Below are 23,987 nucleotides of genomic sequence, written 5' to 3' on the forward strand. Positions count from 1 at the left end.
CTATTAAATAATACAGATTTCTTCATCCGAACAGTCTTCTTATCAAGTCGTTTTTTAGTGCTGCCAGCATTTCACTTACTCAACACTATGTCTATTTTCAATATTAAAAAACAATACGTTTGTCGTGTTCTTTACTGTTTTTCTTGCTGTTTGATTGAAATCTAAACTAATCATTATTTTGTAGATTAGTTTTAAACCCGCCTATAAAAGTGACAGGTTCTAACTACTTCCTATGGCTAAAAACAGAATAAGGATATTGATATGTTGATTATTACGAATAGAAACATAAATAAATCAAACTTTAAAAATGGCGTAGGCGATCACAATGCTTTTGGTGACTATGCAAACGCTAAAGGACCTAATGAAGTTAGGCTCGCTCATGCAGATAAAGTAGAGGGAGTATGGCAAGTGCGACTAGTCACTGAGCCATCTAAAATCACAGAGAATAATATTCCCTCTAAAAAAGCATTTGCAGAAGTTCGTGAACGGCTCACTTCTTCAGGTAAAAACTGCGTTTTTTTTGTACATGGCTTTAATCAAAGCTTTTATAAGAACTTAGAAAAGTCATTAGCATTAGAAAAAGAGCATGGGGTTGAGGTTGTTGTTTTTTCTTGGCCCTCTAATCCTGGAGGTTTTAAGACAAAAGAATACCGAAGCGCTAAGAGAAATGCACAGGCGTCAGTTGGTGCTTTGGATGCTACGTTGGAAAAGCTAGGTCATTACATGAAAGAGCCGTTCAATAAAGAGGCCCTTGAGGCATGTGATATTAAATTTACCTTTATGACATACAGTTTGGGGAATTACTTGTTTCAGAATTACGTTATCAACGCTTTATACGAAGCTGAAACAAGAATGTTTGATAACGTTGTATTGTGCCAAGCTGATGTTGATAACGCAGGTCATCAACATTGGGTAAATAATATAGAAGCTGGAAAACGAGTTTATATTACGATCAATGAAAATGATTGGGTCCTAAAATGGTCTGATGCGAATTTTCAAAAAGATCGGTTAGGAAGAACTGCTAGGAATTTGGTCGCTTCAAATGCTTTTTATTTTGACTTTACTGGCGGCCCAAATGTTGGAAAAACCCATGGCCTGTTCTATGAAAAGACAAATGATGTAGTTAAATCATTTTTTACAACTGTTTTAAATGGCGGTAGAGGTGAGGAGACTGATGGCTTAGTTTTTGATAGTAAGTTGAACGCTTATAAATTTTAGCTCTAAAATAAGGCTATTAATTTTTTAATAGCCTCATTAAAATTAACCCGTTACTTTTTCAAGCTCGCCTGTGCGCCATGGTTCAATGATGATTTTGATATGGTCGTTTGGTTTAAATAACGTATCAAATGCACCTTGTACGCCGTCGATGCCGACTTTACCAGTACGCATTTTTTGCCATGCAATTTTGCCTGACGCGATGTTCTCAAGTGATTGTGCAAACTCTTCTGGTTGGTAGTAATAAGAGAAAATAAGGTCGAGCTCTTTCACTGTGGCATAAGCAAAGTTAACGTTTAGTGGCGCGGTATGTACACCAGTTACAATGATTTTTGCTTTTGCTGGCGCACGTAAAATGTAATCGTTTAATAAGCGGCTTACACCAGCACATTCAAAAATAACCACCTTGTTGTTACCCGCAAGTGCTGTGGCTTTAGCAACTTCATCATCCTCCATAGGGTTTACGTACTCTGTCGCGCCAAATTCAAGGGCAATTTGTTTTTTGCTCTCTTGTGGATCAGAGGCAACGATGTGTTTTATACCTTGAAGCTTTAATGCGGCTATCGCGGCAAGGCCAATTGGGCCACAGCCAACCACAATGGCAACATCATCATTATTCATTTGTGCACGGTTCACTGCGTGCAAGCCAACAGCAAGCGGTTCTGTAATGGCTGCGGCTTCTGATGGAACTGCATCAGGAATAGGTAATAGCAAGGCTTCATCAACAATAAAATATTCAGAATAGGCACCATATAGCCCAGGGGTTACACCTACGCCAGCGCCGCCCGCAGAAAGTAAAATAGGCACTGAGGTTACGCGGGTGCCTTTAGCTAATTCGCCTTTAGTATTTGGGCCGTAGCTAACGATTTCTGCCGCGTACTCATGGCCTAATAATACTTCTTGGTCATTGCCTGCCTCTTTAGCCATGATGCCAAGGTTTTTATAGATATCGAATACATCGCTGGTGTGGCGGGTTATATGAATATCAGAACCGCAAATACCGCAAGCTAGGCTTTTTACCAGTACTTGGCCGGTTCCGGGAGTCGGAATATCAATTTGTTTTACATGCAGCTTGCCATTTTGCATGGCAACAGAATTCATTTGGCTCATATGTGTGTCCTCAATTCACCTTATTTGTGAATTATTAGACTAAAGTAAAGCGCCTTCCTTAATCTTGACTTTTTACGACAAAAACACAGCTTATTACGACACTGTTGTTTGTAAACTGCTCATTGTGGAGTGTTTAAAGTTAAAACCCTAAGAGTGATTAGGGTTTTAACTTTGACATTACAGAAGTTTAGCCGAAGTAGGCAGTATTGAGGTACAAGTGAGTTAATACACCAGCAAAGTAACCGAGTAAAATGACCGGTGACCATTTTAAGTGGCTATTAAAGGTGTAGATCCCTCGCGCTTGACCCATGAGTGCAACTCCTGCCGCAGAGCCAATTGATAACAGGCTACCACCAATTCCGGCTGTTAGCGTGATAAGCAGCCATTGACCATGCGACATATCAGGCATCATTTGTAACACTGCAAACATCACTGGAATGTTATCGACTACCGCTGACATTAAACCAAGAATAATGTTCGCACCGGTAGCAGACCAATTGTTATAAAGTAAATCAGAAAGCAGCGCTAAGTAGCCGATAAACCCTAAGCCACCAACACAAATAACGATGCCATAGAAGAACAAGAGCGTGTCCCACTCGGCTCTCGATACGCGGCTAAATACATCAAAAGGAACAACGTTACCTAAGCGAGATAAGCGCTCTTTATCACCTTCACGCTCTGCCATCGCACGCTTTCTGGCAAGAGAGCCGGGGAGAGTAACGCGTAAGAAGTAACCAAAAAACTGTAAATAGCCAAGGCCCATCATCATGCCCACAACTGGCGGTAAACCAAAGGCGGTTTTTAGCACCACGGCGGTTAAAATTGTCAGTAAGAATAAGCACAAAATGCGAAGCGCACCGCGTTTAAGTTCAATATCTTCATCGGCCGTATCAGGGTGACGGTTATTGATAAATAAAGACATAACAAAGGCAGGAATAATATAGCTGACTAAAGCTGGCAGAAATAAAACAAAGAACTCGGTAAAGGCAACAACATCAGCTTGCCAAACCATCAGTGTCGTGATGTCACCAAATGGGCTGAATGCGCCGCCGGCATTAGCGGCAATCACTATATTTACGCATGACATAGCAATAAAGCGGTTATCATTTGCTGCAACTTTCATTACCACAGCACATAAAAGTAGGGCGGTTGTTAAGTTATCGGCTACAGGTGAAATACAAAATGCCAGTACACCACTTATCCAAAATAATTGTTTGTAGCTAAAGCCCCTCGCAACCAGCCAGCTTCTTAGGCCATCAAATAAACGGCGTTCTTCTAGGGCGTTAATGTAGGTCATCGCAACGAGCAAAAATAGCATTAACTCTGAAAACTCTAACAAGGCATGGCGAAATGCGTCGGTGCTAAGATCAGATAAGTTTTGTGCACTGTATTGCCAAGCAATAAGGGTCCAAATAATCCCGGCTGCAACCAATACGGGTTTTGATTTGCGTAAGTGAATTTTTTCTTCGAGTATGACGAGCACATAAGCAAAGATAAAAATAACAAGGCAGATAATGCCAACAGGGTGGGTGAGTAAATCGATAGTACCAGTTGACGCAGCATGAGCTTGGCCACCGAAACATAGCAAGGATAGGATCAGTCCTTGTAATAGTTTTTTCATTGTATATTCCACTTAATTCATCTTAAATTCGTTACGGTTTGAGTAAATGTAGCTGCAGACATTTTAAGTTTATTCTTGGCTTTATGTAACAAATTGGTAACTAAGGTGTTGGTATTTTGAATATAAATACGGGTGATGGCGAGAGCAGACCAGTTGTATAATTTATATTTTAATCAATGGGTTGAGGTTTTAAAATAATAAAGGGCTGCAACGAGCAGCCCCAACTTGAAAATTATGCAAAGTGTTTTTCTAAATCGTCAGAGCCACCAATGTGCTCACCGCCTATGAATACTTGCGGCACTGTCTCACGACCTGAAATCGCTTTTAAACTCGTTAGTGAAGCGTGTTGACCTAATACAATTTCTTCGTACACATAACCTTTCGCCTCTAGTAGCGCTTTAGCTTTGGTACAGAACGGGCAGTTAGGTTTAGTAATAATGCTTACTGATTCTGGTTTTACCTGTGCTGGGTTAATGTATTCAAGCATGGTATCTGCATCAGATACTTCAAACGGGTCACCTGGCTTTTGTGGCTCAATAAACATTTTTTCGATAACGCCATCTTTTACCAGCATAGAATAACGCCAGCTGCGTTTACCAAAACCTAAGTCGTTTTTATCAACGAGCATACCCATACCGTCGGTAAATTCGCCATTACCGTCTGGTAAAAGAGTAATGTTTTGCGCTTCTTGGTTTTGCGCCCATGCATTCATTACGAATGTATCGTTTACAGAAATACAAACAATGTCATCAACGCCGTTTTGTTTAAATACAGCTGCAAGCTCGTTATAACGTGGTAAGTGAGTTGATGAGCATGTTGGTGTAAATGCACCAGGTAATGCAAATAACACAACCGTTTTACCTTTAAAAATTTCGTCAGTGGTTATTGATTTCCACTGCTCGTCTACACGTGTTGCGAATGTAACGTTTGGTACTCTTTGGCCTTCGATATTGTTTAACATTGTTTTGATTCCTCTTGATTTGTTGAGTGCCATTATGCAATTTAATTTATGATAGCTCCAATCGTTTGTTTGCATTAGTATGATAGGTAAAAACTATTGATGGTGTGATATGAATTTAAAAGACTTTGAATACGTAAAAGCGGTTGCACAATATAAGCACTTCAGAAAAGCTGCCGATGCGTGCTATGTCAGCCAGCCTACATTGAGTGGTCAGGTCAAAAAGCTTGAGCAAGAGTTGGGTGTTGTTATTTTTGACCGTTCAACTAAGCAGGTTACGTTGACTGTGCAAGGTGAGCAACTACTTAAACAGATCACAGTTATTTTAGAGCAAACACAGGTACTTAAAGAAATAGCTACCAGCTCACACGACCCACTTAAAGGTAAAATAAATGTCGGTATTATTCCTACCATTGCGCCTTATTTACTGCCAACGCTGCTAACATCGATGAAGCAAGCCTTTAGTGAAACTCAGTTTTCATTTATAGAAATGCAAACAGCACAAACGCTTGTAGCGCTTGATAATGGTGAGATTGATATTGCCATTGTTGCTGATGTGGCTGATTTAGCGCCTTATCATGTGTCACCGCTTTATAAAGAAGATTTTTTAGTAGCGGTTTCTGAACAACATGCATTAGCAAAATACCCTGAGGTTGCGCTGGCTCAATTACAAGGTTGTGATTTATTGATGCTAAATGAAGGGCATTGCTTTAAAGATCAAGCAGAACAATTTTGCTTTTCAGCAGGGGTTGAAGTGTCAAATCAATATAAAGGCAATAGTATTGAAACCTTACTCGCGCTGGTGGCAATGGATGATGGGTTAACTTTTGTTCCTAAGCTTGCTTGTACACCACGTGAAGGAGTAAAGTACTTAGCAATTACACCAAATCAGCAGCGCCAAGTTGTTATTGCAACCCGTAAGCATTACCCACATATAGCAGGCGTTGAGCAATTAGCCGACTGGCTAAATGCTCATAAGGGACTACAAGCTCATTTACTCGCTAGTAGCTAATTCAACAATATCGTTTATTTGAATGTTTGGTAGTGGTTGCTGATCAATACTTATGGCTACCGCTGATTGCTGATAAAGCTGAGTTACTTTTACCTGGTTAAGTGTGGTGATTTTATGCGGAAGCTTATTACCCTGAGCATCCGTTAGGTAATTATGATGGGCAATATTTAAAATTTGCCCTTGCTCAATCCCGTGCGCCTTACCCAAGTTGATGATTAGCCTATCGTTTTCGATATGCAGTATTTTTCCTTGCGTGGGTAAGCAGGCCATGGCTGCTTGTAAGTCATAGGTTAGGGTTTGGTTTATATCGCTGATAGCTTGGCCATAGTCAGTTGCCCAAAATCGGTCGCTATATACATCGATGATCTCAGTCTTTTTATACGGCCAAATGCCTTCTGTTTGGTAGCTTTTTTGCCAGAGCTTTTCGTAAGTGGTGCCATCAAATAATACGTAATCTACTTTGTATGCACGCTTGAAACTATCATCTTGCCAAAATGCATAATCATTGTTGATCTTATGGTTAACCGATAAGTCACGGATACGGCTCAGTAATACATATTGCGAGTTACTGCGACTAGTGATCTCTTCAAGTAGCGCATTACTGTAATCGTATTGCTGAGTGAAAAAATGATCTACTCGCAGTGGGATATTGTAATAGGCTGTTGGCTTTGCAGCCATTTGCGTATTGTTTAAGCTGGCATAGAGGTGTTCGCTAATAGCTTTGTTTACGTCAAAAATTTGGCCCATGCGCGCTTGCTCGCGGTTGGCCAGTTGGCTTTGTGTCACGGCAATAAATTTAGTGTATTGGTTTGCTGGGCATTCTTCTGCTTGAGCAAAAATATCTAAGCGAAGCGTTATAGCATAGGTGTCATTATGGCGGTCTTCGCTGATCAGTTCTATTTTTTGGATTTCACCGTGGCTGCTTATTTTTAGCTGATCTTGCGTCAAAACCCCGTCAACGAGGGTTTGTACTGAGCTAACTCGAGCGCCAGAAAACACTAACGCCTGAGTTATGGCGTCTTTAATAGCGGCAGATTTGGCTTGGCTCGTATCGCCATTTTTTATAACAGCATGACCTGTAGATTCAAACCACTGCGCTAAGCTATTGTTAGAAAACAAAATTGTAAAGGCTAAAGCGAACCACTTAAAGTTGGCTCTTGTTTTATTTTTCATGCTGACACCTAGCATTAAAACCAATGAATAACCTTAACGAGCAAGGACTGTACCACAGTGGCATTAAACGTGCATATTTGTAGCCAAAGAGTTTTAAGCGGAAATAAATCATGCGAGCATTATTATTCGGCGGGCTGGTTGCCTGCGCAGCATTAACCGGCTGCAGTAGTATTTTTGATAAACATGTAGAATACACTTACATTGAGCCAGATAGCTACCCAGTGCTAAAAGCCGTGGGTTATGCGCCTATTAGTGCTCAACCTGGTAATAATGAATCGCAGCGTACCCTTCTTGCGATTAAAGCCTCAAAGCTTGAAGCGTATCGAGAGCTTGCTGAGCAAGTTTACGGGCAAAAAATTTCCGCAGGTACCACAGTGCAAAACAGTATCGCCCATAATGATCAATTACAAAGCCAAGTACAAGGTGTGATCAAAGGTGCACAGGTGATCAAGACTTATGCAGTAGGCGATACCTATGCAACTGAATTGCAGCTCGATATGAAGCGTGTCCACGATTTATACATCGGCGAAGTAAAACCTCGACAGGTAAAAAAAGTAACGTATTATTAGCGCTTAAATTCTCATAGTTTCAGCTTGGGTGCTATGCTTTAAAAATCATATTTTTTTATTAAAGCATAATGGGTAACACACACGATTACATTCAAGCTGAATATCTTCAAGGCATGCCTTATGTTATCTAAGGCTTGTATCTTTGCTTGTCGTTTTATTGGGCGTTACCGCTTTTTATCTTCTTCAATTGTCATTCTATTTTGCGTCACTAGCGGTGCTTTAGCTGAGCGCTTAGTGATCGAGTTCTCAACCTTTATTCAACAAATGCAGCAACGCTACGGTGCCACGCGAGTTACTGTCGCAAGGCAATGGCAAGGCATGTTGCAGCATGCTCAAAATCTTCCTGAACAACAGCAAATTTTAGTCGTTAATGATTTTTTTGCGCGTAGTTTACGTTATCAAACTGATATCCAGCTATGGAAACAAAATGATTATTGGGCAACCCCACTAGAAACAATGGGAACAGGGCTTGGTGATTGTGAAGATTATGCTATTGCTAAGTACGTCAGCTTACGCGCTTTGGGTATAAGCGACACCAAGCTTCGATTGATTTATGTTAAAGCGCAATTACCTGGAACTAGGAAGACCCAAGCCCACATGGTGTTGGGTTATTACAGTCAACCCAATGCACAACCACTTATTTTAGACAGCTTAATCGTAAAAGTGTTGCCTGCTGCAAAGCGCACCGATCTTAGTCCTGTTTTCAGCTTTAACAGTAAGGGCCTTTGGGCTAACAATTCAGCACAAAGCGTAGCCGATCCGACAGCGAGGCTATCACGTTGGCGACATATTTTAGAGCAAACTCGTAAAGAAGGAGTTAAATGGTGAATGTAATTAAAGCGTTTAAACGCAAAAAAACCATTACTTTGAAACAAGAGTTATGGATTGCCATTTTAGTGGTGATCATTATTGGCTTTATTAGCAGTTTGCTAATTAGTACAAGTTCGGCAAAAGACTATTTTACAGCCGAACTTAAAATGAAAAATGTAGATAATGCAAATTCATTAGCGCTAATGTTGAGTCAAATGGATAAGGACCCGGTGGAAATCGAACTGCTTCTTTCGGCGTCGTTTGATACAGGTTATTACCAACGTATTGAATTAAAAGATCCGAATGGCGAGACTATTATAAAACGTGCATTTAAGGGCGAGTTAGTGCTTGATGCACCGAGCTGGTTCCGCCATTTATATTCTCTTGAAGTAGCACCCGGCATTGCGCTTGTCAGTGATGGTTGGCAGCAATATGGTACTTTATATGTTGAAAGTCATAGTCAACATACACAAGATGCGCTTTGGCAAAGTTCGGTGCATTTGTTTTTTAGCTTTCTTGCTGTTGCAGTTGTTGCTTGTATAGCGAGCGCTTACTTCTTATCGAAAATTTTAAGCCCTTTGAGCGATGTAATGCGCCAAGCAATAGCGTTAGGAGAAAAGCGCTTTATTAAATCAAAGGTGCCTAGAACATACGAGTTTGCCAAATTAGTTTCTTCAATGAACTTACTATCTACACGTTTTAGCCGCATCGTGAAAGAAGACCGTCAAAGGCTTGAAGAAATGCGTTTTAAGAGCCAGCACGATGACCTGACTGGGCTTGCAAATCGTGAGTATTTTAATGCGACCTTAGATACCTTTTTAGATAATACACAAGGGCATGGCGCATTATTCCTTTTTAGGGTGGTTAATCTTGACGAGCTAACAGAGCAAGTTGGACGTGTAGAGATGGTCGAGTTTTTACGTCTTTTCTCGCAGTCGTTAGTTGCATTTCTAGAGTCAAATGAAGATAGCTTTAGAGAGAGCCATATTGCGCGAATGTCGCATGTCGACTTTTTGGTGTTATTTTCTGATGTGAGTGATCTAACACTGTTGAGTGACAATATTTTGCAGTCTCATCAGCAATTAGTTGCTCAGTACGCACAGGTGGATCTTGCTGTATCTCATAGTTGCAGTTTAGTTACTACCAACGATACGCGAGGAGCGCTGTTAAAACGGGTTGATAGCTTATTAAAAGTGGCGATTTCAAAGCCTGGTTGTAATGCCCACTTTACTGTAGATGGTACTGCTGAGCTTAGAAATGATGACCTTAATTTTTGGCGAGAAACGATAGAATTAGCATTAAAAGAAAACCAACTAGAAATTGCATTATATCCCGTTACCTCGTTCAGCGACGTTCTTCTACAACAACAAATTTCACTGAGTTTATTGCTCAAAGGAGAGAAGTACGGAATAGGATTTTACTATCAATGGGCGCACAAACTTCAATTACTAGCGCGGCTTGATTGGAGCCTAATGAAATTGATGATTAAGCAATATGGTGAGTTAACAGACGGTGCCTTGCTGGGGATGGAGCTCTCAGCAGGTACCTTACATGATGATATGGCCGTAGCGTCAATTTTGACAGGATTGTGTGCTTACCCTGAACTTGCTAAGCGAATTTGCTTTGAGGTACGAGCAAACACTGCCATTAAAGATTTACCGTTATTCAGGCGTTTTTGCAGTCAGGTGCATAGCATAGGTGCAAAAGTTGCGTTAAAACGCGTTGGGGCTGAGTTTACAAAATTAACTAAAATCCAAGAGCTTGGCCTTGAGATGATAAAGGTAGATAGCGTTTATTGTCATAACATTAGTTTTAATGACTCAAACCAAAGCTTTTTGAGAGGGGTATGCTCATTAGCTCACTCGCTAGGGATTAAGGTTGTTGCTGAAGGGGTTAAAAACCCAAGTGATCAATCAACCTTAAAAGGGCTTGGTTTTGATGGTGTTGTTGCGGTTGAAGAGTCAGTTTAATGACCCTTCACAGCAAGCATTAATTGCATTCGATCGCGTACCTTTAATTTATGAAAAATTGAGCTCATGTGCTCTTTGACAGTGCGCTCAGTAATATTTAAAACTTGCGCGACTTGTTTGTTGGTTGCACCTTTTATAACTTCATCAACAACCTGTTTTTCACGCTTGGTGAGAGAACTCAGATCACATTGATGCGGATAGTTAATTGCTTGTCCTGATAACACGCCAACCAAGTTTGAAAGTAATTGCCCAGGAAGCCAAATTCCACCGGCGTTAACGGTTTCAGCAACTTGTTCGATGACAGTTTTGTTTGCAAATGCTTCAATGTATCCGCGTGCACCAAGTTGCAGTGCATCACACAGTTGTTGAATATCCAGCTGAGTTGTCATCACAATCACGGGTAGTCGTTGTGCGGTTAATTTTTGTAGCTGCACTTGCCAATCCGCAGAGTCTGCAAGTAACCAGACTAATGTGTCTGCTAATAATTTCTTAGGGCAGGCTGTCTGAATTACGCAATTTGGAAATGCACTTAACCAGTGAGGCGATTGCAAGTCATCTTGTGTAATAAAAATACTGCGACGCATGATTACTCCATTAAAAAGCCCGCTAGCGTTCACTCATTGCCAGCGACGTTGCACGCAAAATTGGTTTGAATAAATACTCAAGAACCGTTTTTTTACCGGTAATAATATCGACTTGTGTAGTCATTCCCGGAATGATGGTTAGGTTGTCTGCAAAGTGATTACGATTTGTTTTAAGCTGCACTAAGTAAAATGTATTGTCTCTGTCATCTGTAATCGTATCAGCGCTGATATGAGTAACTTCAGCCTCTAAGCCGCCATAGATCGCAAAATCATAAGCACTAAATTTAATCATTGCAGCTTGACCTGGGCGTAAAAAAGCAATGTCTTTAGGTAGAATTTTAGCTTCAACAACCAATTGATCATCGAGTGGAATAATTTCAATTGCGTCGCTGCCAGGTTGGAGTACTCCGCCAACTGTGTTGACTAATAGGCGTTGAACCGTTCCATTGACGGGGGAGCGGATCTCCGTTTGTGCAACTTTATCAGCAAGTCCAGACTCAGTTTCTTTCATTGCATCAAGCCTGAGTAAGGCTTCTGATAGCTCATTACTCCAGCGATTTATCATGGCAAGCTCAACTTCGGTGACTTTGTTTTTTGCTTCATTTATAGCTGATAGGCTACGATTTATTGCCGCTTTTGTTCGATTTATTTCACCTGTATGTTCAACAATTTGGCGCTCTAAGCGAATTATATCTATGTCTGATACCGCACCTGTGCGAAGTAGTGGGCGAGTTACTGCTAACTCTCGGTTAGCTAAACTCAATGAATTCGTGTGTTGCTGTAATGCAGCCCTAGCTTCGGCATAATCTTGTCGACGCTGCTCTAATTGGCGTTTATGAATGGTAACCTGTTGCTCAAGTTCTTTATTACTGCTTTCAAAAATAGCTTGTTCATGTAGAACCGCGTCCGGTGCTTGCTCTATCAAGCTGGCAGCAAATAGCAGAGGTTTTTTTTGCGTAAGAGCTTTTAATCGCTCAACTTTAGCAGTCAAAGACAGTACCTTAGCTTGGTTTTCTCTAAATGAAGAAATAAACCGTGTGGGATCTATTTTTATTAAAACATCACCTGCATTAACAACTTGTCCTTCACGTACAAATATCTGCTCGACCATACCACCATCGTACGACTGCACTATTTGCAATTTGTGAGATGGGATTACACGGCCTTCTCCTCTGGCTACTTCATCAAGGTGAGCAAATCCCGACCAAACAATAAGCGCAACAATACTGATACAGATAATGTAAAGCAGTAATCGGGCACTTGCTGGTTGTTGCTGCATTTTTTCCCATTGTGCGTCAACGACCCAGTCTTGACTATTTGGCGGTGATAACCAACCGGAAAAAAGCTTAGAGAAAATAGAGGGACGTTTTGCTTTTTGCTTTTCCAGCACCTTGTTTAGATGCTCAAATGAGCGCTGTTCAATAGGTAAGTTTTTATTACTCATGATACTTTTCCTATTTTATGGTTATTTAAAGCCGATAACACCTGTGCCTTGGGGCCATCAGCAACCACTTTGCCGTTATCAAGTACAATGATGCGGTCTACCAGCTCGAGTAATGAGGTTCTGTGAGTGACTACAATTAGGGTCTTCTCTTGGCAGTTGCGCTTGATATTGTTAATAATTTTACTTTCGCTATTGTGATCAAGTGCTGATGTGGGTTCATCCATCAATAAGATGGGCGGATTGTTCAGAAGCGCACGTGCAATCCCAACAGCTTGGCGCTGCCCGCCAGAAAGTAGCCGGCCTTGTTCACCCACTTGTAGGTCAAAACCATCTGGGTGTGAGTTTATTAACTCAAATAATTGGCTTTGTTGACACGCAGATAAAATTTGCTCATCTTTAGCATGCCATGCACTAAGGGTGATATTGTCTTTAAGGGTGCCAAAAAATAAAGAAATTGTTTGTGGTACATAGCCAATGTTATGTCGTAACTCGGCAGGATCGATCTGATGGATATCATTATTATCTATTAAGATACTGCCAGAAGTTGGTTCATACAGGCCGAGAATTAATTTTTCAATTGTGCTTTTACCAGAGCCATTGCGACCAAGAATCGCTACTTTTTCACCAGACTTTATTTTAAAGCTAACACCACTTAATGCTTCATTGCTTTCTTGAGAGTACTTAAACCGAACATCATTAAATTCAATATCACCCAGTAGTACAGGGTGACTTAGCCAGTGCTTGCCGGCTGGGCGTTCAACTTCATTATCCATAATTTCATTGAGTGAATGCATTGCAATTGCGGCATGATGAAACTGAGCTAGCACAGCAGCAGATTGGGTAATTGGAGCCATAGTACGCGACGAAAGTAAGTAGGCTGCAATGAGCCCTCCTTGAGTGAGGTCACCGGAAATAATGAGATGTACGCCAACCATCATAATTATGACTCCAACACATTGCTGAACCCATGAACCTGCATTGCTGATAGAAGATGAAATTAAGCGGCTTTGCGCGTTAACGCGAGCAATGTAAATTGTTGATTTCTCCCAATTGGACTGAGTTTTACACTCACTATGAAAGCTTTTTACATCTTCAATATTAGTTAAGCTTTCAACTAAAATTGCATTGCGCATAGAGCTTGCTTTCATTGTTTGCTCTGAGAGGCTTTCAAGCTTTCGGTGGGCTGCTAATGCGTAACAGAGCAATATCAAAGCCCCGACGATTATTGGTAAGCTTAATTCGACGCCAATGATCGCAATTACGATTAAATAGAGTAAAACAAAAGGTAAATCGACAAGCGCAATAAGGGTCATAGAGCTAAAGAAGCCTCTGACCGCTTCAAATGATTGAATATTACTTGCAAACGAACCTGCAGAAGCGGGGCGGTTTTTTAGTTTCATGCCAAGTACGCGTTCCATAATGACAGCTGAAACTTTGACATCAATACGACTTGCTGCCAGCTCCACAAAGTAACTTCGAACTAACCGTAAAATAAAATCTGCGGTGAGTGCAATTAAAACACCGCTTGCCAGCACCCATAGGGTTTCTACTGCATGATTGGGTACAACTCGGTCGTACACATTCATAACAAAAAGCGGCATTGCAATTGATAATACGCCTAATGCGATGGCAGAAACGACTACATCTTTATATAAACTTCGGCACTCTTTGATGACTCCCCAAAACCAGCCATCTTTGGCTAATTTTTGTAGTACAGGGGAGCGTGCGTCAAAAGCGAATTCGGGCTGTGCATAAATAACCATTGCTGTGCTGCTATCAGCAAGTTTTGTAATACTGATTTTAACGGCGGAGTCATTTAATTCAGGGTAGATGACCTTAGCGCTGTCGTTTTCGATATCAAGCTCAGTAATTACACAGGCTTTATTACCTTTTAGGATTAACACCGCAGGTAACAAAGCTGTATTAAGGTCGCATAGGGGTTTGTGAACAATTTTAGTTTTAAAGCCTATACGTTTAGCGGCACGTGAAAAACCTGACGGAGTCAATAAGCCGTTCTCAAGGGGTAAACCGCTTAATAATGTTTCACGAGAAAATTCTCGATCATGATAGCGGCATAGGGTTTCTAAACAGTCAACAAGGCTGCCACCATGATCTTGAGCATCAGTTTCTTGCATACAATATCCATACTTATACCAATGCGCAAAAATACTAAATTAAGCGAATTGGTATCAAATTCACCATGAGCTTTACGACCAGCCATCTTTCATGACTGCTGGGCGGCTACCTGCGTCGGTTATCACTGCTTCAATGCGACGATTTGCAGCATTTGCTCTAACTGAAATCTCATTTATTCTTGGTTGATCAACACCATAACCAAGCGATTTCACTCTGTTTGGGGCAATACCGTATTGCTGGATTAATATCTCAGCAACCGAAGATGCGCGTTCTTCAGAGAGCTTTCTATTGTGAAGGGCTGGTCCTTCAAGGGAAGCATGCCCTTGAATTTCAACATTTTTGTTGGGGTGTTCTTTTAAGAAATCAGCAAGTCGAGCTATTTCCTGCATATACTGAGGGCGCACAACACTTGAGTCTGCGAGAAAAGGAATGCCAATCTCTACATTACTCGTGTTGCTTCGATACTTTGTGCAGCCTTTTTCATCAACCTCCGTAAATGCAGGCGTAGATGGGCATTCATCTTGCGCATTTGCGATACCATCATTATCATCATCGGCAAATGTCGTAGCTGTTTCGACAGGAGTTGCCGGCATAGTTAAGTAGCTAGGCATAGCGGTTACTGTCATATATGCATTATCTTGCTGTTTTTTTTTCTGCAAGAATGCTTGTCTGCCAATCGTTGCAGCTACATCAAATTTTGGACAAATACTGTCTGCATTTAATGCAATTGGGTCATCAGTTAACTCTGTAATTTTTGGAAACTTGTCGGATGTAACGTTGAGCGTGTCGAGTAATTTCCCCATCTCCGCAAGCATAGTTAAAATAGCTGACTGTCTGTCATATAGAGCCGCGATATAAGAACGATTTGATTGAAATGCTTCATTTTCAGCGTCAAGCACATCAAGTAACGTTCTTTGGCCAATATCAAACTGGTCTTTATAGGCATATTTTACTTTATTAGATGACTCTTTATGACTAGCAAGAGAAGGGATCTTATTTTGTAAAACCTGCACATTGTTATAAGCAACTTGAAGGTTTTGTCTAATTTCAATACAGGTTTGGTCGCGCTGATATTTAGCAACATTAATCTCTTGATAGGCTTGATCAAGATTCGCACTGTCTAAGCCACCATTGTATAAATTGTAGCGAATATCTATACCAACTCTTGCCTCAGAGCGAGTTTCATTTAAACCTAACTCATCTCTATCTTGCATTCCGTAGCGTGCAGATAAATCTACATTAGGATGAAATGCGGAGCGTTGTGAATCAGCATTCGCTTTTTGCGCTTCGATATTATACAGAGACGCGTAAAAGTTAGGGCTGCTTTTGTAAGCTATATCAAGTGCTTGATTGATGGTGATGGGAATTGCATCATCACTTAGTCTTGCTTTTGCAGTTCCTTTTGTTGGCAGCTCTCCAACAATACGTAAATAGCGAGCACTTACATCATGCAAGTTTGCATACTCTGTCATAACATTCGATTGCGCAAGCGAGAGGCGACCATTAATTTGTTCAAGATCTGCTGCTCTAGCAACACCAGCACCAACGCTTTGCTCTATTTGCTGATAGACAGCCTCGTGCTCTTTTAAGTTATTTTCAGCAAGCTCAACTAACTCAGTGAACTTTTGCACATCTAGGTAAGCAATACTTGCCTGAAGTGCAATTTTTTCAGCTTGATCAAGTAGTTCAAAATAACGTATCAGTTGAATTCGTTCAAAGCGCTTAACTGTGTTCGATGTTCTAAAACCATCGTATAGCATTTGCCCTAATGTGAGCTCTGCGGTATTGCGGTTGTATTCATCTTCAATACCGTAGTTACGTTTTTCATAACCTGCACTCGCTGATACATCGACGGTTGGTAAATAACCTGAACGAGCAGCATCAATGCCATACATTGATGCTTTAAATGCATGCCAAGCTTGTTGTACTTCTGGGTTAGATGAAATTGCTTTATCAGATACATAATGCAAAGGCATTACAGAGGTTTGTTCTGCTTGTGCGTCGAATACACTTCCATTCGCTGCAAACATTAAAATAAGTAAAGCGCTGAGCTTTTTGCTAGTGAACTGCTTGCTTATAGCCATATGATCCTCTTTTTAGACTAAATTTTATTCACGCTAAGTTAAGGTTTAGCCAACAATTTCAAATACTGCAAATGATACTTTTGTGTTGCTTTTAGTTTTTTATTAATTGTTTTGTTTATTCGAATATTAGTTAAATAGTGCTGTTTTTAGTGTTCACCTGTACCATAGTCCAGTAACAAAGTGTTACTTGCTGGCTAAGCTTAAGTTATACAAATGTATTACTCATAGTTTGAGGAAAAGCAAATGGACGCAAATCAATTATTGGTTATTGATGTACAAGGTTCTGCAGGCTTAGTGCAAGCGGATGGTTCTATAAAAGCCCTCTCAGTTGGCGATGTGATAACGGTAGGTGATACTGTTGTTACCGCAGATAACTCGACCATATTAATTGATGTGCAAGGAGAGTCGTTGGCGATCCCTGCCAATAAATCAGTGACTATAACCCCTGACTTGCTAGCAAAAGAGACGCAAGATAACTCAGAGAATACCCTTTTCGATGATAGTATCGACGAAGCCATTGCAAGTTTAAATCAACCCAATCAACCAACCCCAGAGCAACAAACAGGCACTGATATCAGTGATTTTTTAGATGCGCTTGAAGGGGGGGGAGACATTTTAGATAATTTAGAGGCGACGGCTGCTGGTGGAGGCGGTGGTGCTGCATCTGGCGGAGGCACCTCGTTTGTAGAGCTAGCACGTATCGCTGAAGGTATCGACCCATCTAGTTTAGCATTTGATGACAGCTTTAACGCTGATAACACTGGCATTTTCTCTCCTAGAGATACAACCGATGGTGTTGTACCTGGTGATGAGTTAATTGCAACATTGAGTGTCAATGAATTAGGTCTTACTAATAATCCACAACCAGTTATATCAGGTACATCTGAAAACCTAGTAGGACAAACGGTCACGGTGACAGTAACCGACGCGAATGGTAATACCCAAGTTGTGACTGTTGTAGTCCAACCAGATGGTACTTTTGTAACCCCACCACTTGACCCATTACCTGATGGTCCAATCACTGTCGATGTGGTTGCTCTTGATCCAAATGGTGACCCTGTATCAGATAATATTGGCGCAAGTATTGATACTGTCGCGCCAGTTGTAACGATTGATACACTTACTGATTCAGCGATTCAAAATGTACTAATTACTGGCACAGTGTCTGGTATTAGCAGTGGTGATACTGTCACTATCACTGTTACAGACAGCGCAGGACAAGTGCAGGTAATAGCGACGCAAGTAGATGATCAAGGAAATTGGAGTATTACGACTGAAGCACTTGCTGAGGGGCTTTATACGGTCGTTGCATCGGCAGTTGATGAGGCTGGCAATGAAGGCAGTGATAGTGAAAATGGTCTAGTCGATCTGACTGCTCCCGTTATAAGTATTGACACCATCGGCGAAACAAATGATACCACGCCAACTATTTCAGGAACGGTAAGTGGAGTCACTGTTGGTAGTGAAATCACTGTCGTGATTACTGGCGCAGATAATACAGTGCAAACCGTAACTGCAATTGTTGCTGAAGATGGTAGTTGGATCGTTGATGTGCCTGATGCACTTGTTGAAGGTGAGTTTACTGTAACTGCAACAGCCGTTGATATTGCTGGAAATGAGGCGCAAGCAACGACCACAGGTGTTATTGATAATACAGCGCCTGTGATTAGTATCACGCCAATTGATGATACGCAGGACACTACGCCAAATATCAGTGGTAATGTTGTTGGTGTTCAACAAGGCACACTTGTTACCGTTGTTGTCACTGATATTAATGGTCAAGTTCAAACATTAACAACGGTAACCGATGCTGATGGGAATTGGAGTTTAGATGTTGTCGCAGATCTTGCTGAAGGGATTTTTGACGTAAGTGCATCCGTAACTGATGCAGCCGGAAATACTGCCCAAGCTGACACCCAAGGGGTTGTTGACTTGACGGCTCCTGACATAACGTTAACAGCTATTGCCAATACAAATGATACAACGCCAACCTTTGTCGGGCGAGTTGAAGGGGTGCCAGAGGGCACCGAAGTTACAATACAAGTTGTTGATAGTAATGGTCAGTCGCAAACGTTGACGGCGCTTGTTCTTGCTGATGGCAGTTATAGTGTTGATGCAATAAGCCCTTTGCCTGAAGGCAGTTTTACGGCAATTGCTACCGTTAGTGATGCTGCGGGTAACTCAGCATCTGCAAATACGACAGGTACCGTCGCATTTTCTCCTATTTCAATCACAATTGATTCTATTGCTGATAGTAATGACACAACACCATTGCTGAGTGGGCAAACCGATGGCGTAGCTACTGGAACGACAATTTCGCTGACAATTACAGCAAGTGATGGGCGGGTTATTAATTTACTCGCAATCACTCAAGCTGATGGAAGTTGGTCTATTCAATTGACAGAACCTTTACCTGAAGGAGATTTTACAGTTGTCGCATCGGTATTAGATCCTCAAGGCAATGAAGCACAAGCAACCGCGATTGGTAATGTAGATTTAACAGTCAGTATTAATTTCATTATTGATACTAATGACACGACTCCAAGTGTATCTGGTTCAACACAAGATGTTGAACCAGGCGCAGTCGTTACTGTTACATTTACAGGAAGTGATGGAGCGACTGAAACTTTACAAGTTATTACCGATGCAAACGGTAATTGGACTGTTGAAGCAAGTACTGCATTGGCTGAAGGTCAATTCACAGTCACCGCGACAGTAACCGATGAAGTGGGTAATACAGCGACAGCAACAGAAATAGGGGTCATTGATTTAACCGATCCTACTATTTCAATCAATCCTTTAAATGATACTAATGACACAACTCCACTAATTTCAGGATCTGTTGCAGATGTACCAGCAGGAACGACAGTTACGTTAGTCATTACAGATAGTAATGGTGTTGTGCAAACGATAACAACCACCACAAATGCACAAGGTTTATGGCAAGTCGAAACTTTAAATGAGCTTGCTGAGGGAGATTATACTGTCACTGCAAGCGCAAGCGACGAAGCGGGTAACACCAGTTCAGCAACAGCAACTGGCACAATAGATTTAACTGCACCAATTATTAATATTAATGCAATTGCTGATAGTAATGACACCACGCCGACAATATCAGGCACAACACAAGGGTTAAATGCTGGTAGCACAGTTACAGTCACGGTTACCGACAGTAATGGGAGTGCACAAGTATTTGCAACTGTTACAAATGCCGATGGCAGCTGGTCGATTAATATTGATCAAGAGCTAGCTGAAGGCGAGTTCACTGTTGTTGCGCAAACTCAAGATGAAGCAGGAAATAGCGCACAAGACATTGAAACGGGTGTGATTGATTTAACAGCACCTACCATCACAATTGATGAGTTTAACGACTCTAATGATGTTACACCCATTATTTCAGGTGTTGTATCAGGGGTTGATGCTGGCTCGGTTGTTACGATCATACTCGTTGATAGTAATGGAAATCAGCAAATACTGACGACCACAGTTAATGCAGATAGCAGCTGGCAAGTTGGTGCAAATCAAGTGTTGGCCGAGGGTGAGTTTACAATTACCGCAACAGTGAGTGATCCTGCTGGTAATCAAGCTCAAGATACGACGACAGGGATCATTGATCTAACCGCGCCAATTATAAGCCTTGATAACTTAGGAAGTAGTGCTGACAACACACCTACAATTTCAGGCACAGTGCAAGGCGTTGCAGCAGGCACACCGGTCACTTTAGTTGTCACAGATGCAAATGGCAATAGTCAGACGTTTACTGCAATCACTAATGATAATGGTGTATTTAGTGCAAACGTACCTGGCAGCCTTGCTGATGGGCAATACACGGTTACCGCTACGGTATCTGACTTAGCTGGTAATCAAGCCTCGGATTCAGAAACGGGTACGGTGGATAGTTCATCTTTAACTATCTTAATTGATGCGTTAGGCGAAACAAACGACACAACACCCAGTATTTCAGGTTCAACATTAAATGCAACAGCAGGTGATGTGGTCACGGTGGTGATTATCCCAGCTTCGGGTCCAAGCCAAACATTTACAACAACAGTTGATGCAAATGGAGATTGGAGTATCAATGTATCAGATGAACTTTCAGAGGGTGAGTTTACGATTGATGCCACTGTTACCGACCAATTTGGTAATACCGCAAATGATTCGATCACCGCAGTGGTTGATACGACTGCACCGCTTATTAGCATAGATACCATAGGCGCTATCAATGACAGTACGCCTCTAATTTCAGGCAGCTCACAAGGAGCGACGGCAGGTAATACAGTAACAGTTACTGTTGTCGACTCTCAAAATAATAGCCAAACCTATACGACAACTGTTGATGCTGATGGAAATTGGGCAGTGCCTGTTACAAGTGCAGTGTCGCAAGGGGAATTTACTGTAACAGCCAGCATCACTGATAATGCAGGTAATACAGGCACGGATACTGAAGTTGGTACGTTCGATGGAATTAATCCTTTATTAACGTTAGATTTTGATCCTTTGACTAATGACAGTACGCCGTTGATCACAGGCACAACTGATGTCACTGCAGGCAGTATTGTTACTGTCAACGTTACTGACAGCGATGGCGTGGTACAAACGCTTTCTGCGGTTGTGGCTGCGGACGGAAGCTGGTCAATCAGCCCTACTACGCCTCTAGCTGAAGGGGCGTTCACGGTGACAGCAAGTGTAGAGGATGAATCTGGCAATCAAACGCAAATCACTCAAAACGGTGTTGTTGATCTCACTGCTCCAATTATTACGATTGACAATTTGGGAACGGTCAACGATACAACGCCTACAATTAGCGGACAAACGAATGAGCCTGCGGGTAGTATCGTTACGGTTGTTGTCTCAGATGGTATTAACAGCTATGAATTTAGCGCAACCGTTAATGCTGATGGCAGTTGGTCTGGGGATGTACCTGCAGAATTAGACGATGGCAACATCAATGTTACAGCGTCAATAACTGATGCTGCAGGCAATCAGGCCCAAGCAACGAATAGCTTTATTTTAAATAGTGCTGCGCCTAGCATTGCAATAGATGCAATCAACGAAACCAATGACACAACGCCAGCTATAAGTGGCACCTCAGATGCCCCTAATGGCAGCGTCATAACTATAATTGTTGAAGACAGTAATAACAACAGCCAACAGCTTACTGCAACAGTGCTGAATGGTCAGTGGAGTGTAGAGATACAGCAAGCTTTAAGTGAAGGCACATTTACTGTTAATGCGTCAGTAACAGTTGATGGCTTGACCAGTGATGCTGCTGCTCAAGGCGTAATTGATGTAACAGCGCCGACAGTCAGTATTGATGCCTTAGTAGATAGCAACGATGTAACTCCGATCATTACGGGTCAGACGTCAGGTTTGGCGGCTGGTAGTGTCGTAACACTCACAATTACTGACAGTGCAGGAGCCGTTCAGACAGCATCTGTTGTTATCTCGCAAGATGGTTCATGGTCAGCAGAAGTTAGCAATGTGCTGGCTGAAGGACAGTATTCTGTATTAGCTGAGGTGGTAGATAATGCAGGCAATGAAGCGAGCGACTCTCAATTAGGTATCATCGATTTATCTGCGCCTACAATTAGCATTGATGCTATTGCTGATACAAATGACGTTACACCTACTCTAACGGGTCAAACAACAGGTGTACCGCAAGGCACGCAGGTAACTTTATTAATAACAGATAGTTCGGGTAATACCCAAACTTTAACTACTACCACATTAGCTGATGGATCATGGTCTGTTGATGCTGAGGTTATTATTGCTGAAGGAAGCTTCACTGTCGAAGCATCTGTGAGTGATGTTGCTGGAAACTCTGCTTCAACCTCGGCAACCGGTTTAATTGATTTAACAGCCCCTACTATTAGTGTTGATCCATTGTCAGGTAGTGCTGATGTAACACCGCTGATCAGTGGTGTAGCGAATGGTGTGGCAACAGGTACACTTGTTAATTTAGAAATCACCGATAGTGCTGGTAATGTTCAAACAGCGACAGCGATTGTTCAAGCGGACGGCAGCTGGTCTGTTGAGCCTAGCGTAGCAATTGCTGAAGGAGAATTTACTGTTGTTGCTACAGTACAAGATACTGCAGGAAATCAAGGATCTGACACCGCAACGGGTAATATCGATACCACAGCACCAAGTGTATTCATCGATCCTCAAAATATCACAAATGATACAACCCCAGTATTCTCAGGACAAAGCTCAGGCGTTCCTGCAGGTACTGAGGTTAGACTAACGGTTACCGACAGTGCTGCTAATATTCAAACTTTAATTGCTATTACTAGTGCTGACGGAAGCTGGTCAGTTGCTGCAACTGAAGTACTTGCCGAGGGTAATTACACTATTGAAGCAGAAGTTTCAGATGCGGCAGGTAATACTGGTACCGATAGTGCCACTGGTGAAATCGACATTACCGCACCGACGATTAGCCTTGATACCTTGGCCGATAGTAATGATGTGACACCGCTCATCAGTGGGCAAACCACTGGAGCGGTTGTGGGCAGCTTAGTGCTGCTTACTATCACTGACAGTGCCGGTAATGTACAAAGTGCGACAGCGACGGTGCAAGCGGATGGCAGTTGGTCTGTTGAGCCAAGTACGGCATTAGCCGAAGGTGATTATACCGTGGTGGCCACCGTGAGCGACGCGGCGGGTAACGAAGGCAGCGATACTGAAACAGGCACCATTGATGTGACGGCACCAACGATTAGCATTGATGCGCCAGCACTGACCAACGACAATACACCGACGGTCACTGGCACCTCAGACTTAGCCAATACCTCACTCGCCGTGACCTTTACCGATGCTGATGGTATCAGCCATAGTGTGACAGTCACCACAGATGCTTCAGGTAATTGGAGCGCCGAAGCAGGGCAAGCCTTAGCCGATGGCAACTACACAGTCAGTGCYAGTATCAGTGATGCAGCAGGTAATAACAGCAGTGCCAGTGACAGTGGTGAAGTCGACACCATTCCACCGGAGCTTGCTTTTGTGCCGACCTTCTTACTGGGTCAACTGGTGACCTTAAGTGGTACATCAGATTTACCCGCCGGTAGCACAGTGACCATCACCCAAACCTTATTAGGCGGTGGCAGTGTGACATATACGGCAACCACCGATGCCAATGGTGATTGGTCACTGACAGGGTTAACCGTGCCGTTAGCGAACCTAGCGTCGATAACAGCCAGTGCATCGGATGCTGCAGGCAATGTACGTACTATCAGTTCAAGTGACTTTGATGGTACACCACCGACACTCACCGTTAATGTGGATGCAATAGGAAATGACAATAC

General features: G+C 42.1%; 14 protein-coding genes. 6 read left to right on the forward strand and 8 right to left on the reverse strand.

Going from position 1 to position 23,987, the window contains the following annotated elements:
* Window positions 1–261 precede the first annotated feature (261 nt).
* The gene (locus AOG27_RS17925; protein WP_054554366.1) at window positions 262–1,218 is read left to right on the forward strand and encodes an alpha/beta hydrolase; all 957 of its coding nucleotides are present in this window, start codon (window positions 262–264) and stop codon (window positions 1,216–1,218) included.
* A 42-nt stretch (window positions 1,219–1,260) separates the two neighbouring features.
* Here AOG27_RS17925 and AOG27_RS17930 read toward each other — a convergent pair whose 3' ends face one another.
* The 3 genes from AOG27_RS17930 to AOG27_RS17940 all read right to left on the reverse strand — a co-directional run bounded on the left by AOG27_RS17930 (window position 1,261) and on the right by AOG27_RS17940 (window position 4,907).
* Complete coding sequence (locus AOG27_RS17930; RefSeq protein ID WP_054554367.1) at window positions 1,261–2,325, reverse strand: zinc-binding dehydrogenase; 1,065 nt, start codon at window positions 2,323–2,325, stop codon at window positions 1,261–1,263.
* 187 nt (window positions 2,326–2,512) lie between these two features.
* The gene (gene nhaD / locus AOG27_RS17935) at window positions 2,513–3,946 is read right to left on the reverse strand and encodes a sodium:proton antiporter NhaD (protein ID WP_054554368.1); all 1,434 of its coding nucleotides are present in this window, start codon (window positions 3,944–3,946) and stop codon (window positions 2,513–2,515) included.
* A gap of 232 nt (window positions 3,947–4,178) precedes the next feature.
* Window positions 4,179–4,907: a glutathione peroxidase gene (locus AOG27_RS17940; protein ID WP_054554369.1), complete on the reverse strand. Its 729-nt coding sequence runs from the start codon at window positions 4,905–4,907 to the stop codon at window positions 4,179–4,181.
* Window positions 4,908–5,016: 109 nt separating this feature from the next.
* On the opposite strand from AOG27_RS17940, the gene AOG27_RS17945 reads away from it, so the two are divergent.
* Window positions 5,017–5,916 (forward strand): LysR substrate-binding domain-containing protein, encoded by a 900-nt coding sequence (locus AOG27_RS17945; protein ID WP_054554370.1) that lies wholly within the window; start codon window positions 5,017–5,019, stop codon window positions 5,914–5,916.
* Here AOG27_RS17945 and AOG27_RS17950 read toward each other — a convergent pair.
* Window positions 5,899–7,089 carry a flagellar assembly protein FlgT gene (locus tag AOG27_RS17950; RefSeq protein ID WP_054554371.1) on the reverse strand — a complete coding sequence of 397 codons (1,191 nt, stop codon included), beginning with the start codon at window positions 7,087–7,089 and terminating at the stop codon, window positions 5,899–5,901. The two genes, AOG27_RS17945 and AOG27_RS17950, sit on opposite strands and share 18 nt — an antisense overlap.
* A gap of 110 nt (window positions 7,090–7,199) precedes the next feature.
* On the opposite strand from AOG27_RS17950, the gene AOG27_RS17955 reads away from it, so the two are divergent.
* The 3 genes from AOG27_RS17955 (at window position 7,200) to AOG27_RS17965 (ending at window position 10,438) form a co-directional block, all read left to right on the forward strand.
* Window positions 7,200–7,658: an LPP20 family lipoprotein gene (locus tag AOG27_RS17955; RefSeq protein ID WP_054554372.1), complete on the forward strand. Its 459-nt coding sequence runs from the start codon at window positions 7,200–7,202 to the stop codon at window positions 7,656–7,658.
* A gap of 120 nt (window positions 7,659–7,778) precedes the next feature.
* Window positions 7,779–8,486, forward strand: coding sequence for a transglutaminase-like cysteine peptidase (locus AOG27_RS17960; RefSeq protein ID WP_082389319.1), 708 nt, complete (start codon window positions 7,779–7,781; stop codon window positions 8,484–8,486).
* Complete coding sequence (locus tag AOG27_RS17965; RefSeq protein WP_054554373.1) at window positions 8,480–10,438, forward strand: LapD/MoxY N-terminal periplasmic domain-containing protein; 1,959 nt, start codon at window positions 8,480–8,482, stop codon at window positions 10,436–10,438. Before AOG27_RS17960 ends, AOG27_RS17965 begins: the two co-directional genes overlap by 7 nt.
* On the opposite strand, the gene AOG27_RS17970 is transcribed toward AOG27_RS17965, so the two are convergent.
* The 4 genes from AOG27_RS17970 to AOG27_RS17985 form a co-directional block, all read right to left on the reverse strand.
* Window positions 10,435–11,022, reverse strand: coding sequence for a LuxR C-terminal-related transcriptional regulator (locus AOG27_RS17970; RefSeq protein WP_054554374.1), 588 nt, complete (start codon window positions 11,020–11,022; stop codon window positions 10,435–10,437). The two genes, AOG27_RS17965 and AOG27_RS17970, sit on opposite strands and share 4 nt — an antisense overlap.
* A gap of 22 nt (window positions 11,023–11,044) precedes the next feature.
* Window positions 11,045–12,466, reverse strand: a complete 1,422-nt coding sequence (locus AOG27_RS17975) for an HlyD family type I secretion periplasmic adaptor subunit (RefSeq protein WP_054554375.1) — start codon at window positions 12,464–12,466, stop codon at window positions 11,045–11,047.
* Window positions 12,463–14,601 carry a type I secretion system permease/ATPase gene (locus AOG27_RS17980; protein WP_054554376.1) on the reverse strand — a complete coding sequence of 713 codons (2,139 nt, stop codon included), beginning with the start codon at window positions 14,599–14,601 and terminating at the stop codon, window positions 12,463–12,465. The genes AOG27_RS17975 and AOG27_RS17980 overlap by 4 nt, the downstream gene beginning before the upstream one ends.
* Window positions 14,602–14,673: 72 nt before the next feature.
* Window positions 14,674–16,686, reverse strand: a complete 2,013-nt coding sequence (locus tag AOG27_RS17985; RefSeq protein ID WP_228290594.1) for a TolC family outer membrane protein — start codon at window positions 16,684–16,686, stop codon at window positions 14,674–14,676.
* A 243-nt stretch (window positions 16,687–16,929) separates the two neighbouring features.
* Between AOG27_RS17985 and AOG27_RS17990 the strand changes: the two genes are divergently transcribed.
* A partial coding sequence (locus AOG27_RS17990; RefSeq protein WP_200909115.1) for an Ig-like domain-containing protein occupies window positions 16,930–23,987 on the forward strand: 7,058 nt, incomplete at its 3' end.

Origin of the sequence: Pseudoalteromonas lipolytica (genome assembly GCF_001306915.1) — a bacterium.
GTDB classification, from domain to species: domain Bacteria; phylum Pseudomonadota; class Gammaproteobacteria; order Enterobacterales; family Alteromonadaceae; genus Pseudoalteromonas; species Pseudoalteromonas simplex.